The sequence below is a fragment of the Proteiniclasticum sp. C24MP genome (assembly GCF_043951855.1).
In the GTDB taxonomy this organism is placed as follows: domain Bacteria; phylum Bacillota; class Clostridia; order Clostridiales; family Clostridiaceae; genus Proteiniclasticum.
Genome location: NZ_JBINJW010000005.1, coordinates 112099 through 128166, shown reverse-complemented (window position 1 = coordinate 128166; position 16068 = coordinate 112099). Strand labels below are relative to the sequence as shown.

The 16068-nt window shown below is 49.0% G+C and carries 14 protein-coding genes and 14 tRNA genes; all 28 read right to left on the bottom strand.

The features are described 5' to 3' along the window. Positions 1-293 precede the first annotated feature (293 nt). Positions 294-806 carry an NUDIX hydrolase gene (locus ACHAL6_RS06305; protein ID WP_395269388.1) on the bottom strand — a complete coding sequence of 171 codons (513 nt, stop codon included), beginning with the start codon at positions 804-806 and terminating at the stop codon, positions 294-296. A gap of 221 nt (positions 807-1027) precedes the next feature. Next, positions 1028-1104 (bottom strand) — tRNA-Arg (locus ACHAL6_RS06300). A 46-nt stretch (positions 1105-1150) separates the two neighbouring features. Next, a tRNA-Gly gene (locus ACHAL6_RS06295) sits at positions 1151-1224 on the bottom strand. Position 1225: 1 nt separating this feature from the next. Further along, positions 1226-1300: transfer RNA gene (locus tag ACHAL6_RS06290), tRNA-Gly, on the bottom strand. A gap of 6 nt (positions 1301-1306) precedes the next feature. Further along, a tRNA-Leu gene (locus ACHAL6_RS06285) sits at positions 1307-1391 on the bottom strand. Between the two features lie 17 nt (positions 1392-1408). Further along, positions 1409-1483 (bottom strand) — tRNA-Gln (locus ACHAL6_RS06280). Between the two features lie 10 nt (positions 1484-1493). After that, positions 1494-1569, bottom strand: a tRNA-His gene (locus tag ACHAL6_RS06275). 6 nt (positions 1570-1575) lie between these two features. Continuing rightward, positions 1576-1652: transfer RNA gene (locus tag ACHAL6_RS06270), tRNA-Arg, on the bottom strand. A 5-nt stretch (positions 1653-1657) separates the two neighbouring features. Next, positions 1658-1732 (bottom strand) — tRNA-Gly (locus ACHAL6_RS06265). Between the two features lie 17 nt (positions 1733-1749). Next, positions 1750-1825, bottom strand: a tRNA-Pro gene (locus ACHAL6_RS06260). 14 nt (positions 1826-1839) lie between these two features. Continuing rightward, positions 1840-1913: transfer RNA gene (locus ACHAL6_RS06255), tRNA-Gly, on the bottom strand. A 5-nt stretch (positions 1914-1918) separates the two neighbouring features. Then, positions 1919-1994: transfer RNA gene (locus ACHAL6_RS06250), tRNA-Lys, on the bottom strand. Between the two features lie 6 nt (positions 1995-2000). Next, positions 2001-2074, bottom strand: a tRNA-Gln gene (locus tag ACHAL6_RS06245). A gap of 5 nt (positions 2075-2079) precedes the next feature. Further along, positions 2080-2156: transfer RNA gene (locus tag ACHAL6_RS06240), tRNA-Arg, on the bottom strand. A 38-nt stretch (positions 2157-2194) separates the two neighbouring features. After that, positions 2195-2270, bottom strand: a tRNA-Pro gene (locus ACHAL6_RS06235). A 292-nt stretch (positions 2271-2562) separates the two neighbouring features. Beyond that, positions 2563-3261 carry a YitT family protein gene (locus ACHAL6_RS06230; protein WP_395269387.1) on the bottom strand — a complete coding sequence of 233 codons (699 nt, stop codon included), beginning with the start codon at positions 3259-3261 and terminating at the stop codon, positions 2563-2565. 34 nt (positions 3262-3295) lie between these two features. Beyond that, positions 3296-3775 carry a metallophosphoesterase family protein gene (locus tag ACHAL6_RS06225; RefSeq protein WP_395269386.1) on the bottom strand — a complete coding sequence of 160 codons (480 nt, stop codon included), beginning with the start codon at positions 3773-3775 and terminating at the stop codon, positions 3296-3298. After that, positions 3753-4376 (bottom strand): RdgB/HAM1 family non-canonical purine NTP pyrophosphatase, encoded by a 624-nt coding sequence (rdgB, locus tag ACHAL6_RS06220; RefSeq protein WP_395269385.1) that lies wholly within the window; start codon positions 4374-4376, stop codon positions 3753-3755. Before rdgB ends, ACHAL6_RS06225 begins: the two co-directional genes overlap by 23 nt. After that, on the bottom strand, positions 4373-5110 hold the full coding sequence (rph, locus tag ACHAL6_RS06215) for a ribonuclease PH (protein ID WP_395269384.1): 738 nt from the start codon (positions 5108-5110) through the stop codon (positions 4373-4375). The genes rdgB and rph overlap by 4 nt, the downstream gene beginning before the upstream one ends. A gap of 23 nt (positions 5111-5133) precedes the next feature. Continuing rightward, on the bottom strand, positions 5134-6114 hold the full coding sequence (locus ACHAL6_RS06210) for an AIR synthase family protein (protein WP_395269383.1): 981 nt from the start codon (positions 6112-6114) through the stop codon (positions 5134-5136). Positions 6115-6252: 138 nt separating this feature from the next. Then, on the bottom strand, positions 6253-6762 hold the full coding sequence (locus ACHAL6_RS06205) for a GNAT family N-acetyltransferase (protein WP_395269382.1): 510 nt from the start codon (positions 6760-6762) through the stop codon (positions 6253-6255). Positions 6763-6952: 190 nt separating this feature from the next. After that, positions 6953-8386, bottom strand: coding sequence for an Asp-tRNA(Asn)/Glu-tRNA(Gln) amidotransferase subunit GatB (gene gatB / locus ACHAL6_RS06200; RefSeq protein WP_395269381.1), 1434 nt, complete (start codon positions 8384-8386; stop codon positions 6953-6955). A gap of 14 nt (positions 8387-8400) precedes the next feature. Continuing rightward, entirely contained in the window at positions 8401-9846 is a 1446-nt protein-coding gene (gene gatA, locus ACHAL6_RS06195) for an Asp-tRNA(Asn)/Glu-tRNA(Gln) amidotransferase subunit GatA (protein ID WP_395269380.1), read from the bottom strand. Then, positions 9846-10145, bottom strand: a complete 300-nt coding sequence (gene gatC, locus ACHAL6_RS06190) for an Asp-tRNA(Asn)/Glu-tRNA(Gln) amidotransferase subunit GatC (protein ID WP_395269379.1) — start codon at positions 10143-10145, stop codon at positions 9846-9848. Before gatC ends, gatA begins: the two co-directional genes overlap by 1 nt. 100 nt (positions 10146-10245) lie before the next feature. Beyond that, on the bottom strand, positions 10246-10548 hold the full coding sequence (locus ACHAL6_RS06185; protein ID WP_395269378.1) for a hypothetical protein: 303 nt from the start codon (positions 10546-10548) through the stop codon (positions 10246-10248). Continuing rightward, a complete protein-coding gene (gene ligA, locus ACHAL6_RS06180; protein ID WP_395269377.1) occupies positions 10541-12547 on the bottom strand; it encodes an NAD-dependent DNA ligase LigA in 2007 nt (668 codons plus the stop codon). Before ligA ends, ACHAL6_RS06185 begins: the two co-directional genes overlap by 8 nt. Before the next feature lie 69 nt (positions 12548-12616). Next, on the bottom strand, positions 12617-14851 hold the full coding sequence (gene pcrA / locus ACHAL6_RS06175) for a DNA helicase PcrA (RefSeq protein ID WP_395269376.1): 2235 nt from the start codon (positions 14849-14851) through the stop codon (positions 12617-12619). Between the two features lie 356 nt (positions 14852-15207). Continuing rightward, positions 15208-15930, bottom strand: coding sequence for a 16S rRNA pseudouridine(516) synthase (locus ACHAL6_RS06170; RefSeq protein WP_395269375.1), 723 nt, complete (start codon positions 15928-15930; stop codon positions 15208-15210). Positions 15931-16068: the final 138 nt, after the last annotated feature.

Sequence of the window (16068 nt, the reverse complement as noted above, 5' to 3'; positions counted from 1 at the left end):
TAGTGCATGGTGATTCGCTTTTCTCCATACGCTATCTTTTTCATATCTGTATTTTCCATCGGTCCGGTTTTAGAACCTCTCTATAGGGTTCTACTTCGCCGAGCATCAGGTTTCTTATGATTCGAGTACCATCCATGCTGTATTCCTTCATAGCCGGGAATGCAGAAATGATTCTCTCTCAAAGGATCCTTCCAGAGAAGAGGAAGCAGATCAGAATCATCCTTTCCTCTATTCCAGTACGTAGTTCCACTGATCAGTCTTCTCATTCCACATCTACCCATGACAGGTCCATCTTAGAGGATTTCGCCCGTGAGCAGAATCCCCATCACTTCCGTTTCTCTTTCCAGCCATCTGTCGGGAAAGCTGTCCGTGAATAGACTGAGATTCTGAAAAAAAGCATCGCTCAGCTGCATCCACTCTGGCATGAACTCCAGCAAAGCCTCATATCCGCTGAGATTCTGAGCGCCCATTTCACCAGCACCATCGCACAGGTAATAATAGGAAACCATCTCAAAAACAGTATCCGATTCATACTTATCCGCTCTTCTCTCCACGACCTTACCGACGAGTTCCCGGACATGCTCTATTTCCAGTCCTGCCTCTTCGAGAATTTCCCGTTTCAGCGCTCCCTCATGACTTTCCTCTTCTTCAATGCCTCCACCTGGAAACTTCCAGTCTCCATTCTTTGTGCGGATCAGCAGAACCTTATCCTCTTTTCTTACCAGGCCTCTTACTGCCTCCCTGTGAAAAACCTTTCTGTCTCCGACCTCATCCTGTTCCATACCTAAAAGCAGATCAAACTTCATCGCATCCTCCTGCAGCTTCACTTCTTTCTCTATCGCTATGGCTTCTGCACAGTCCGTGCAGGTTATCATTCTTATTCTATCATCGGAACCGCAATGCCCCTAGACTCTCGACTCACTATTCATCCAAAATTCATGATTCCAAAAAATAGGGCAAAAAAAGAAACTGTCTAGTAAGCTAAAAGCTTTTCAAACAGTTTCTTTTCTCAGGTTCATATCCTTTTTGGTGCCCCATGGGCGACTCGAACGCCCGACCATTGGTTTCGAAGACCAGTACTCTATCCAACTGAGCTAATGAGGCCTGACAGAAGTGATATGAAAAAAGCCTGCCACCAGGCAGGCTTTAATGGAGCGGGTGAAGGGAATCGAACCCTCACGACCAGCTTGGAAGGCTGGAGTTCTACCATTGAACTACACCCGCATGGAGCGGAAGACGAGATTCGAACTCGCGACGTTCACCTTGGCAAGGTGACGCTCTACCACTGAGCCACTCCCGCATGTTATGGTGCAGATGAAGGGAGTCGAACCCCCACGCCTCTCGGCGCTAGATCCTAAGTCTAGTGCGTCTGCCAATTTCGCCACATCTGCATACTATATTCTCTTATTGGCTGGGATAGCTGGATTCGAACCAACGAATGCCAGAGTCAAAGTCTGGTGCCTTACCACTTGGCGATATCCCACTGATAAAAATGGGGTGAACGATGGGACTCGAACCCACGACAACCAGAATCACAATCTGGCGCTCTACCAACTGAACTACGTCCACCATATATGGTGCGTCTTAAGAGATTCGAACTCCTGGCCCACGCCTTAGAAGGGCGTTGCTCTATCCAGCTGAGCTAAAGACGCATAAATGGAGCGGAAGACGAGATTCGAACTCGCGACGTTCACCTTGGCAAGGTGACGCTCTACCACTGAGCCACTCCCGCACGCTATGATATTTTAATGGTCGGGGTGACAGGGATTGAACCTGCGACCTCATGCTCCCAAAGCACGCGCGCTCCCAGCTGCGCTACACCCCGTAGGATTAAAATACTGGAGCGGGTGAAGGGAATCGAACCCTCACGACCAGCTTGGAAGGCTGGAGTTCTACCATTGAACTACACCCGCATAAATGGTGATCCACCGGGGAATCGAACCCCGGACACCATGATTAAAAGTCATGTGCTCTACCGACTGAGCTAGTGGATCATGAAATGGCTGGGATAGCTGGATTCGAACCAACGATGCCAGAGTCAGAGTCTGGAGCCTTACCACTTGGCGATATCCCATTAATTGGTGCGTCTTAAGAGATTCGAACTCCTGGCCCACGCCTTAGAAGGGCGTTGCTCTATCCAGCTGAGCTAAAGACGCAGATTTTTTACACTAGGATAATTTTACCATTTATAAAATGGTCGGGGTGACAGGGATTGAACCTGCGACCTCATGCTCCCAAAGCACGCGCGCTCCCAGCTGCGCTACACCCCGTAGGTCGTCTTGTTTTCGACGACAAAAATAATTCTATACTAAAATCCGGTGCCCGTCAATACCTAACTTGGAAGATTTTTCGGGATTCTTTTTCCAGAAAGCTAAATCCCTTAACACTCAATCTAAAAAGACGAATATTTTTTTCCCTGATCTTCGAAGTTTACTGCATATTGTCATAGAACTATCCTTCTCCAGAAAAAAATCTCTGCTGGAAACTAAGGTCAATTATGATTATAACCCAACTCCTCTGTTATTAAAAGTGCAAAAGGTAAAAAAAGCCTATAATTTACTTTTATTCCAGCGTGGATTTTTTCGCCACCTGCACATGAGCCTTCGCAATCAGTGTATCCGGATTTCCCAGAAACATCTGCACTTTTTCTTTCAGAAGTTTCGAGAAAATCCCCACGAATTTTCCGATGAGAAGGGCCGAGATCAGCGTACCGATCCCGATTCCGTCAATCCTTCCAAGAAAACCCAGTGAAAACACAAGGCTGAAGACCACCATGGTCAGATCAAAGTACACTTTGATTCTGGAGAATGGTTTCCCGGTCTTATAGGATATGGCCTCTGTGAGCCCCTCTCCAGGCAGCGGCATGATGCTGGGTGCGATATAAAGAAAAATCCCCAGCCCGCATAGCGCTGCACTGGACACCGCAAGCACCACACGCAGAATCATGGGATCCGGGGTCTCGATATTCCGGAGCATGAAATTGGACAGATTCACGAAATATCCGAATGCGATGGAAACAAGAATCTGGATACTGCTCAGGATTCTGAATTCTCTTCTCAGAATGAAAAGCTGCACCACAATAAAGGAGATGAACACCGCCATGGTGAAATACCCCATTTCAATCTCCACGATTCTGCTCAGCACATAAGGCAGCGAGCTTACGGGTGACACACCCAGATTGCTTTTCACAGATACGGAGATCCCCAAGGCCAGCACAAAGAGGCCTAGAATATAGATCCCGGTTTTTTTAACGATTGTCATACCATTTCCCCCGAACAACTTATACTTTTCTAATCTAAAGTGGCACAATGTCAAAGGAAAACTCTTTTCCTCTGATCTTCAGAAAGGCCATGCTTTTCTCCTGTCCGTTTTTCGGCAGCGCCGCGCTGCCGGGATTCAGCAGATGCACTCCCCCAAGGTCCTCTTCCCGCGCCACATGGGTATGGCCGTAGAGGGCGATTTTCGCCCCTTTTCCCGCAGCTTCTCCCGCAAGCGGACGAAGGCTTCTCTTTACACCCTGTTCATGTCCATGGACCGCATAGATGCCTATTTTCTCCACCTGAATAAAGAGCGCGTGGTTCATGCCGTAGGCATAATCGCAGTTTCCAGGCACTCTTCTCACTTCCCGTCCTAAAATAGCCTCCATGACATCCGCATCCTCCATGACATCTCCCAGATGAAGGATGAGATCGGGATTTTCCCTTTCTATCTTTTCACAGACTTTTCTGATGGAACTCATGGATTTATGTGTATCAGAGACGATGGCGATCCTCAATCTTCCTCAGCTCCTTAATCAGATTCTGCAGCGCATTCCCTCTATGGGAAACACTGTTCTTTTCTTCACTGGTGGCAACGCCGAAGGATTTCCCCAGATCACTGGAGTAGAAAAGCGGATCATAACCGAATCCTCCTGTGCCAGTCAGCTCAGTCAGAATTCTTCCTTTCGCTTCCCCAAGAACACGCAGATCAAGATCCTTGCCAAGAAGAACCATGGCCGTGACAAACTGCGCACCGCGCTTTTCCTCCGGCACCCCCTGAAGCTCCTGAAGGAGCTTCTCGTTGTTTCTTCCGTCGTCATGGGCAACTCCAGCGTAGCGCGCGGAATAGACCCCAGGAGCCCCATCCAGGTGGTCCACCGCGAGACCGGAATCATCAGAGAGAACCAGTGTGTTTGCACGCTCTTCCTCACCCAGGGTTTCGTAGATTTCAGAAGCCTTCTTATAGGCATTTCCCATGAAGGTGTCCCGGTCTTCTTCCACCTCGATGTCGATGCCCGCATCATGCAGACTAAGGACTTCGAAATGAAAGTCCTTCAGCATGTCCTTGATTTCTTTCACCTTATGCGCATTATTGCTGGCAATGATCAGTCTCTTCATAACAGAATCCTCCCGAGATCCTCTCCCATGATTTCCTTCACCTGGACTAGCAGATCCTCATTTCCTTTTGAAGCAAGGGTCAGAAGATCGTTCATTTCCTTCGCCGTGAAGGGTCTTTCTTCGCCTGTACCCTGAAGCTCTATGAATTCACCTTTTTCATTCATGATCACATTCATGTCCACCATGGCCGTGGAGTCTTCCGCGTAGTTCAGATCCAGAATGGGCCCTTCTTCGCTGATGCCCACGCTGATGGCGGAGACCATGCCGCTGATGGGATAGGTCTCAAAAGGAGCTTCCTCATGGATGGCATTCACCGCATCTGTCAGCGCCACAAAAGCACCTGTGATGGAGGCGCATCTTGTTCCGCCATCGGCCTGTATGACATCACAGTCGATCCAGATGGTTCTTTCGCCAAGAACATCCAGATTCATCACCGAGCGAAGGCTTCGACCGATGAGCCTCTGTATTTCCGTGCTTCTTCCATCCAGTCTGAGCCTGGAGATGTCCCTGTTCTTTCTGGTCTGGGTGGAACTGGGCAGCATGGCATACTCAGCAGTGACCCAGCCTTTTCCTGTGCCTTTGAGAAAGGGGGGCACCTTCTCCTCCACGGTGGCTGTGCAGATGACCTTGGTATCGCCCATCTCTATGAGCACAGAGCCCTTGGAGTATTTCGTGAATCCTCTCGTAATTTTCAGCTTTCTCAGTTCATCCTGGTTTCTTCCATCTATTCTCATATTTTCTCCTCTTCACTTTCTCATCAGTCGTACAGTTTGTATATTTCATCTCTTCGTGGTGCATCCACATGGAATTCCTCGCCCTTTTTCACAAGAACGCTTCCTTCTTCAAGGACTTCTCCTATGACGTGTGCTTCAATACCGTGCTTCGCAAGAATCGCAAGAGCTTCCTCTTCCCTCTCCACGGTCAGGAGCATACTGCCTGAAGAAATCAGCTTCAAGGGGTCCAGGGAAAAGGCATCGCAGAGCTTCTTCGTCACATCTCTCACAGGAAGCTTTTCGTGTTCCACTCTGAATCCTTTGCCGGATGCTTCTTTCACTTCCCATAGCGCACCAAGGACACCGCCTTCTGTGATGTCATGCATGGAAGAAGCCATATTTCTCATGAGCCTTCCCTCTTTCAGCACAGACAGCTCTTGTGAAAATGCTCTGGCTGCATTCATTTCCTCTTCACTGAGCACTTCTCTGGATTTTTCCCAGAAGTCACTGACCAGAATGGAAGTGCCTTCCAGCCCCAGTGCTTTCGTCACGATGATCTTGTCTCCTGCCCTGGCGCCGCCTGTCCAGACCACGTCTTCTCCATGGTCCATGGTTCCGAGCGCAGTGACCGACACAATCATGCGGTTCACCGCATCCGTCACTTCCGTATGTCCGCCGAGAATCATCACATCATTCTCCTTTGCTTCCTTGGAAATGTCCCTCATGACTTTCTCGATGTCGACGAGAGATGCCTCCTTTGGCGCAAGGATGGTCACCATGATGCCAAGGGGTCTTGCACCCGTGGTGGCAATATCATTGATGTTGATGTGAAAGGCGATGTGACCTGCATCTTCCGCCGCAGCGGTTACAGGATCCGTGGACAGAATCAGCTTTTCTTCTCCCAGATTCACAACCGCGCAGTCTTCTCCCACTGCGCCGCCCTTTTCCACTTCAGATCGTATGGCTCCCTGATTTCTTGCGAGGAGCTTTTTTAAAACGTCCCAGTTCAGTTTTCCAGTTATCATTTTATCTACCTGTTTCCTTACATAAATCTATTCTCATTTTAGCACAGCCAAGAGAAGATACAAACATCTGACACGGATGTCACGAGAAACTTCCTCCAGTGCGGTTCACATGTAAATACAGATGCTTCACCATTTCATTTAAAGGCTCCGTTTCATGAGATGGTCGATCTGACGATCCTCACCCAGCACGAATACATGGGTATCAAACTGCCTGAATCCCAGCTTTTCATAGAAGGCGATGGCAGCCTTGTTATGCTCCCATACCCCGAGCCAGACATACTGGAGGTTTCTCTCTTTCCCGATGTCCATGGCCTTCGTCAGCATCATCTTTCCGATGCCTTTGCCCTTCATGTCCCTCAGCACATAGATTCTCTGCACTTCCATCGCCTCTTCATGCCCTTTCTCCGTCTGGGCTTCCCTGAAGTTCAGCTTCATATAACCTACCGGTCTCTCTTCCATGAATACCAGAAAATAAAGCGAATCTTCCTCCTCCAGCTCTTTCTTCAGTACTTCTTCGGAAAAAGTCTCCTGCAGATACTTCTTCATGTCATCTTCACTGTTCTCTTCTCCGAAGGTTTCCATGAATGTCTTCTCACAGATCTGTTTTACCACTGTCAGATCTTTTAAACCGCATTCTCTGATGGTCATATTCAATCACTCTCCTCTACTTGTGTGTCATTTTCAGATTTTCTCTCGGAAGTCCATTTCCCCTTCCAATTCCTTCTTCTTTTTATCCTTCATTATCCCATATTCTCCGAAACAGTTCCATGACGATTCTGCGCCCTATATGGAAACAGATGCCCAGGGGCAAAGGCTCCCGGGCATCTCGTGTTTTCAGTTATATTCTTCTGTCCAGCTCTTCCTTCACCAGCTTGTTGATGATGGCAGGATTGGCTTTTCCTTTGGTCGCCTTCATGGTCTGTCCCACCGCAAAGCCCATGATCTTGGTCTTTCCGTTTCTGTAGTCTTCCACCACATTGGGATGAGCATCCAGCACTTTCTTCACTTCAGAAAGAATGAAGTCCTCATCACTGTTCTGGACAAGTCCCTTCTCTTCCACAATGACCTTGGGATTCTTTCCTTCGACGAACATGAATTCCACCACTTTCTTGGCGATGGCAGTGGATATGGTACCCGCCTTGATGAGTTCCAGAAGATCGGATAGATCCTTCGGCGTGAACTTCAGCTCGGAAATCCAGGTGCCCTTCTCATTCATGAGTCTTGAAACATCCCCCATGAGCCAGTTGGAAGCCCCCTTGGCATCTCCGGAAACCTTTGCGGCATCATCAAAGAAGTCCGCCATATCCTCTGTAAGGGTAAGCACCATGGCGTCATAGGAAGGAATGCCGTATTCGCGCACGAAGCGCTCCTCCTTCTCATGAGGAAGCTCCTTGATGCTCGCCCGGATGCCTTCAATCCACTCTTCGCTGATATTCAGGGAAACCAGGTCGCCTTCTGGGAAGTAGCGGTAGTCGTTGGCCATTTCCTTGGACCGCATGAGCACCGTCGTCTCCGTGGCTTCATCCCACCTTCTGGTTTCCACTGAAAGCTTTTCACCCTTTTCAATGGCAGCCAGCTGCCTGTCGAACTCGTATCGCAGGGCCTTTTCCAGGGCTTTGAAGGAGTTCATGTTCTTGATTTCGCTTTTCACACCGTATTCGGAAGCTCCTTTTTCCCGGATGGAGATGTTTCCATCGCAGCGCAGGGACCCTTCCTCCATCTTCACATCGGATACCCCAAGAGAAAGCAGGATGGATCTCAGCTTGGTGAGATACTGCGTCGCTTCTTCAGGAGTTCTGATGTCGGGTTTTGAAACGATCTCGATGAGGGGAACCCCGGAACGGTTGAAATCCACCAGGGTGCCTTTGCTGGAATGAAGCTGCTTTCCCGCATCCTCTTCCATATGGATTCTCTCCAGGCCGATCTTCTTCTTTTCCCCTTCCGCTGTGGTCACTTCAATGTACCCGTCATAACAGATGGGAAAATCATTCTGGGTGATCTGATAGCTTTTGGGTGCGTCCGGATAGAAATAGTTCTTGCGGTCGAACCGGTTGAACCGGTTGATGCTGCAGCTTAGTGCAAGCCCCGTCTTTATGGCCTTGTTCACCACTTCAAGGTTTACCCTGGGCAGTGCCCCTGGGAGACCCAGACATACAGGACACACATGGGAGTTGGGTTTTCCGCCGTACTGGGTGGTACATCCGCAGAAAGCCTTGGTTTTTGTTGAAAGTTCTACATGGACTTCTAGTCCAATGACTGCTTCATAGTTCATCTTTTCTCTCCCTCCTATAATCCTGGTGTCATGTCAAGCTTCAGGCTGTCTTCCACCGCGTAGGCGATGTTTAAGATGCCCTGCTCGTCGAAGTGGTTCCCCATGATCTGAAGACCCAGAGGAAGTCCCTTGACCTTTCCAGATGGAATGGATACAGCCGGAATTCCTGCGATATTCACAGGTACAGTATAGATGTCGTTGAGATACATGGCCATGATGTCTTCCGTATTGTCTCCGATCTTAAAGGCCGGAGTCGGTGTGGTCGGAGAAATGATGGCATCATAGCTTTTAAAGATCTCCTTGTATTCTTCCTGAATGAGTTTCCTGACCTTCAGCGCTTTGCTGTAGTAGGCATCATAATATCCTGCGGAAAGGACATAGGTCCCCAGCATGATTCTTCTCTTCACTTCCGCGCCGAACCCTTCGCTTCTGGATTTCTTGTAGAGGTCCAGAAGATCCGCCGCGTCATCCGCCCTCTTTCCGTATCGGATGCCGTCGAATCTCGCAAGATTGGAGGAAGCTTCTGCGGAAGAGATGATGTAGTAGGCCGCCAGAGAGTAGTCTGTAAGCTTCAGGTCGATGAAGTCAATCTCTGCTCCACGATCCTTCAGCACTTCAATCATTTCCATCAGATTTCTTCTGGCGTCCTCATTGAGCCCTTCTCCAAGAAAGTCCTTGGCGATGGCGATTTTCTTTCCACGGATGTCTTTGCTGAGTCCTGTGAAAAGATCCACCTTCGCTCTCTTGTTGGTGGTGAAATCCATCTTGTCGTGACCGCTGATGGAGGTGGTCAGAAGTGCCAGGTCCTTCACATCCCGTGCAAAGGTGCCTACCTGATCCAGGGTGGAACCGAAAGCGGTGACCCCGTATCTGGAGATGTTTCCATAGGTAGGCTTCAGCCCGGGGATGCCGCAGAATGCCGCAGGCTGCCTGACGGAGCCTCCCGTATCTGTGCCCAGGGAAAGCGGCACTTCCATGGCGGAAACCGCTGCCGCAGAACCGCCTGAAGAGCCACCTGGCACTCTTTCCGGGTCATGGGGATTACGGGTGATCTTATAGGCGCTGTGCTCCGTGGAGGAACCCATGGCGAATTCATCCATGTTGAGTTTCCCCAGAATGATGGCACCCTCTTCCTTGAGCTTTGTCACCACAGTGGCATCATAAGGCGCAATGTATCCTTCCATGAACTTGGACGCGCAGGTGTTCTGCATGCCCTTGACGGAAATATTGTCCTTGATGCCTACAGGAATGCCCGAAAGCATCCCTCCGGAAATCTTCTTCTCATCGATTTCTCTTGCTCTTTTCAGACTTTCTTCCTGATTGACATAAAGAAATGCATCCACTTTGGGTTCCACTTCTTCGATTCTCTGAAGAAAACTGCCTATGATCTCTTCGCTCTTCACTTCCCCTTTTGCCAGAAGATCCTTCAGCTCATGGGATTTCATTCTATATAAGTCCATTATGCATCCTCCCTGTCTATCACACTGGGAACCTTCAGATAATCATCCGCTCTTTCCGGCGCATTCATGAGAAAATCTTCCGTGGTGAGAGATTCCTCCACCACATCTTCCCGATACACATTTTCGATATAGAGAGGATTCACAAGAATTTCCACCTCGTCCGTGTCCAGTTCCTGAAGTTTGTCCACATAGGAAAGGATCATGTTAAGATCCCCCACCAGTCCGTCTTTTTCTTCTTCACTTATGTGGAGCCTGGCCAGCTCCTTGATATAGTCTACGTCCTTTCTGGATACCGCCATATCACACCTCCATAAATTATTCTATCTACAAGGAAAAAGTTACGACAGGAGGTCATAACTTTTCCGCAAAAAACCTTATACTATTTTAGCATAACTCTTTCTAATATACATTAGACAAGAGAAAAATTAACTGAATCAGCGCGAAAACAAAGGAGAATATGCTGTACTTCATATAGCTGGGATACTTTCTGGCATTGTAGTAGAATCTCAGTCCCCAGATCATCAGTCCCACAAAAAGGGAAAGTCCGATGGGGAGATAATTCCGGAAAAGCTCCATCTGCAGAACGCCGTTCAGGCTCAGCACGGTGAATCCGATGACGAGAACCGTCACTGCCAGCATCAGCCATCCCAGGCTGCCCAGCATATTTTCCATGGTCACCCTTTTCCTATACTTCTCATCCATTCTTCTCACCTGTCATATCCAGAAACTCCTCTTCCGTAAGGGTTTTGATGCCCAGCGTCTGCGCTTTTGCGAGCTTGGAGCCTGCTTCCTTGCCGTAGACCACATAATCCGTCTTCTTTGAAACAGAGGAAGTCACCTTGGCGCCAAGAGACAGAAGCTTCTCTTCCGCATCCTTTCTGGTGAACTTTTCAAGCGATCCCGTCAGGACCACCGTCTTTCCTGTGAAAGGACTTTCAATGACTTCCGTTTCTTCGTGGATGATTTTCACCTGCTCCAGCAGCTTCCCGATTTCCTCCCGGATCTCCTCCGAGGAGAAGAAGGTCAGAATATTGTCCGCCACAATCTCGCCCACATCATTCACCGCCACCAGCTCTTCTTTCGTGGCCTTCATGACATTTTCCAGGGTCTTGAAGGTGGTCTCCAGATCCCTTGCAGTGGAGATGCCCACATTAGGAATCCCCAAAGCATACAGAAAAGCATGGAGTTCTCTTTCTCTGGAATTCTCGATGGCGGCAAGAAGATTCTCCGCCTTCTTGTCCTTGACCTTCTCCAAGGTCATGAGTTCTTCCTTGGTAAGGGTATAGAGGCTGGAGACTTCACGGATGTCGAGCTTTTCAAACATCTGCTCCACGGTCTTCTCACTGAGTCCTTCGATGTTCATGGCATCTCTTCCTGAGAAATGCACGATGCTCTTGATGAGCTGCGGCTTGCAGGAAAGGGTGTTCTCGCAGATCAGGTGCGCTCCGTCCACGATGAGCGGTGTACCACAGGATGGACAGTGCTCTGGTGGCAGAATTTCTGTCACGCTTTCCTCCATCTCTTCATCCACTACCCCCATGATTTCGGGAATCACATCACCTGATCTTCGAACCAGCACCATGGAACCGATGGATACACCTTTTCTCTCTATGTCATCCATGTTGTTCAGGGTGGCACGCTTCACCGTGACGCCGGACAGCTCCACGGGGTCAAGAATCGCCGTGGGATTCACTCTGCCGGTTCTGCCCACGTTCCACTCCACATCCAGAAGCTTCGTCACCGCTTCTTCTGCTTCAAACTTATAGGCGATGGCCCATCTGGGGAACTTGATGGTGTAGCCCAGAAGGTCTCTGGTCTTCATGTCATCGATGGCGATGACGACACCGTCGATATCGAAATCCAGACTTTCCCTCTCCTCCTGGATCTCCTTGATGAGCTTTTCCAGGGTGGTGAAATCATCCGCCTCTTTGAAATAGCCGTCCGTGAGAAAGCCCTTCTCTCTGATGAAGGCGATCATCTCCCTGTAGGTTCTGAAAGGCTCCCCTTCCTTGTATCCTATATCATAGAAGTACACCGTGAGGTTTCTTCTTCTGGTCTCCGCCAGATTCAGATTACGAAGCGCTCCTGCGGCACCGTTTCTGGTGTTCTTCAGTGGGGTATCCGCTTTTTCATTGTATTTTCTGAAGGCTTCCTTGGTCATCATGGCTTCTCCATGGATTTCAAGGAGATCTTCTGAATCGATACGCAGTGGAACAGACCCGATGGTCTTCACCTGGGCCGTCACTTCTTCGCCCACGGCTCCGTTTCCTCGGGTGGCCGCAGTCACAAGGATTCCGTTTTCATCATAAGTGGCATTCACCGTGAGACCGTCGAATTTTCTCGTGACGATGTATTTGAGCGCCGGCAGCTTCTCTTCATGGGTCTGATTGTAGCTTTCCACAAACTCCATGTTTCTCTTGTGCCAGGCACTGAGCTCCGTCAGGGCCTGTGCCTTGTCAAGGCTCCAGAGCCTGGCTTTATGCCTGTGCTTCACAAAGGAGGCCAGAGCCTCATCGCCCACTCTCTGGGTGGGAGAATAGGAAAGCACATATCCTGTTTCCTTTTCCAGCGCAGTCAGCCTGTCATAGCGTGCATCATATTCCTTGTCCGAAATGCTGGGACTGTCAAAGGTGTAGTATTCTCTGGCATAGGTGTTCAGCTCCTTGACCAGCTCTTCTATTTCTCTTCTTTTTTCTTCCATACGAATCCTCTGGCTGACAAACAGCCGTCTCCTTACAAAATATTCAATCCGATTTTCCCTTACGCCATACTAGGCCAGTTCCAGAGGAGCCAGACTCAGCATAAGATGCTTGATGCCCATATTGTCGAAGGCGATGGTCACCTTCACGTCTCCCTTGGCATCCATGGTGCTGATGATGGTGCCCACACCGAACTTCGGATGCTTCACCTTGGCACCGGGTTTCAGATCCTCCGGACCCATGGCTTTATGTCCAGGCACATCCAGAATCCTTGCGGCATCCTCCAGGGCTTTTTCCACATTGTAATCCGTGTATTTCAGATTCTTGTCCGTATACTTGATGGTATGGGGATTCACATTCTTTCTGTAGGCTTTCTTCTCGTCATTGAGATACTCCTTCAGTGCCGATGGAATGTCCAGTATGAAATCCGATGCCGGATAGGACACGATTCTGCCATAGACCATGCGGCTTTCCGCATAGGTCAGGTAGAGCTCTTCCATGGCTCTTGTGATGCCCACATAGGCAAGCCTTCTGGACTCTTCCATTTCCTTGGGGTCGTTAAAGGAGGAGGAACCCGGAAACAGCCCGTTTTCCATGCCCACCATGAAGACCACAGGAAATTCCAGCCCCTTGGCGCTGTGAAGCGTCATGAGCGTCACGCTGTCCGCATCTTCATCATAGTTGTCGATATCCGCCACAAGAACCACCGTCTCGAGGAAATCCGCAAGGCTTGGCTCTTCTGTCTTCATCTCATACTCCAGCACCACATTGACGAATTCCTCCAGGTTCTCCACACGGGAGATGTCCTCGGGGCTTTTGGATTCCCGAAGCTCCTTGAGGTAACCTGTCTCCTTCAGAATATGGTCCACCAGCTCCGAAAGCTTCAGATCCAGCTGCTTTTCATTGAATGCCAGCACCATGTCCCGGAAACCGCGTACTGCAGACAGGGCTCCTGCGGAAAGAATGCCGTATTCCTCCACTTCCAGAATGGTATCGAAAAGACTTTCCTCCTGGGCGTTGGCGTTATCCTGCAGCTTCTCCACGGTGGTGTTTCCGATCTTACGCTTCGGCACATTGATGATTCTTCGAAGGCTCACCTCATCAAAGGGGTTGTTGATGATTTTGAGATAAGCAAGAATGTCCTTGATTTCCTTACGGTCATAGAACTTCAGTCCGCCGATGAGCTTGTAGGGAACCCCTTCTCTCATGAGGGCTTCTTCAAACTTTCTGGACTGGGCGTTGGTTCTGTATAGAACAGCCATTTCCCTGTAGTTTCGTCCGTCTCTGTAGAGCCTTTCCATTTCACGGACCACAAAGTTCGCCTCATCAAAATCATCTGTGGCACGGTAGACTTTGATCTTGCCTCCTTCATCCTTGGTCTTCTTCAGGGTCTTCTCTTTTCTTTCCGTATTGTTTCTGATCACCGCATTGGCTGCTGCCAGAATGTTCCCTACGCTTCGGTAGTTCTTTTCCAGCTTCACCACTTTAGCCAGCGGATAATCCATCTCGAAGTCCAGAATGTTCCGGATATCGGCTCCTCTGAACTGGTAGATGCTCTGGTCATCATCGCCCACCACGCAGATGTTCTTATGGTCTTTCGTCAGGAGCTGCACCAGTCTGTACTGGGCATGGTTCGTATCCTGATACTCATCCACCAGCACGTATCGGAACTTGTCCTGATATCTTTTCAGCACGTCCGGAAACTTCTCGAACACCTCCACGGTCTTCATGATGATGTCGTCAAAATCCAGCGCATTATTCTGCTTCAGCTTCTTCTGATAGAGGATGTAGGCATCCGCCACCTTGTTCAATCTGAAATGATACTCGTTCTTCTTCTTGAAATCCAGCGGTGTCTCCAGAAGATTCTTCGCCGTGGAAATGTGGCTGATGATCTCCTTATCCGTCAGATCCTTCTCATCGATACTCAGCTCCTTGGTCACCTGCTTCATGAGGGACTTCTGGTCATAGCTGTCATAGATGGTGAAATCCTTCTTGTATCCGATGGCTTCAATTTCTCGTCTTAAGATTTTCGCACAGCTGGAGTGAAAGGTGGAGATCCACATATACTCTGCCGTGTCCCCTACAAGGGTCTTCACTCTTTCCTTCATCTCACCGGCGGCTTTGTTGGTGAAGGTGATGGCAAGAATCTCGTATGGACTGACCCTCTTTTCTTTGATCATATAGGCGATTCTATGGGTCAGCACACGGGTCTTTCCCGAACCTGCACCGGCTAATATGAGAAGCGGCCCCTCGGTGGTTGTGGTCGCGATATATTGCTCTTCATTCAACAGTTCTTTTAAATCCAAAATCTCATCTCCTTCTTTCTCAACCTAAATTATAACACAGAAGAACCCCTTGAATATAGGATAAATTCGAACAGATGTTTTATGCCAGAGTACAAAAAAACCTGAACGACTTGCGTTCAGGCTTTAAAAATCATTTTCTCTGAAAATTGGGGGGATTCAGAGAAAGTTTAAAAGGCATTTGTATAACCTATTGGGGGGTGGTTATACGACAATAAAAAGGGGCTATACATCTTTTTATTCTGTCCTTACATGAATGATTATAATCCATCTTTCTCTTCATTTTCAACGGTTTTCAGGAAGTTTCAGAACCTGACATTTTGAAACCTTTACATTTTGATAAAGCGAGATGTAAACCATTAATTATTTACATTTGTGAGGGCGGAAAGCTCCTCTTCCGTGAGTTCCCGGAAGTCTCCTTCTTCCAGGTCCTCATCCAGCTTCAGCGGCCCGAAGGAGACTCTCTGAAGGTAGGTCACTTCGTTTCCTCTGGCATGAAACATCCGCTTCACCTGATGAAACTTCCCTTCTCTTAAAGTCACATGCACTTCCTTGGCATCTTCCTCGAAGATCTCAAGACCTGCCGGCATGCACTTGTATCCGTCCGAGAGGACCACCCCCTTTTCAAAGGCCTTCACATCCTCCTCGCTCGCCTCTTTCTCAAGATAGGCATAGTAGACCTTGTCCACATGACTCTTGGGCGAGAGCAGTTTATGATTCATTTCCCCGTCGTTGGTGATGAGAAGAAGCCCTACGGTATCCTTGTCCAGCCTGCCCACAGGGGCAGGATCAAAGGCCTTGTAGTCAAAGGGCAGAAGATCGATCACCGTCTCATCGTGATTGTCGAAGGTGGCGGACACCACCCCCTGGGGCTTGTTCATCATGAGATAGATGTATTTTCTGTAGAACACCTCTTCTCCTTCGATGATGATCTTATCCTCTTCCGGGTCCACTTTGAATCCCGGGTCCGTGATCACTTCCCCCTCCACGGTGACGACCTTCTTCTTGATCTTCTCCTTGATTTCTCTTCTGCTTCCGAATCCCATATTGGAAAGGACCTTATCCACTCTTTCTTTCGCCATACTACTTTCTCCTTTTCCGAAAATGATGTGGGGAAGACCCGGAAAAACATTCCGGGTCTTCCATGCACTTCACTGATTTCATTTCTGTTTTTTACTGGTCTATATCTTCTGCCGCTTCGTTCTTCGTGAATCCGCTGC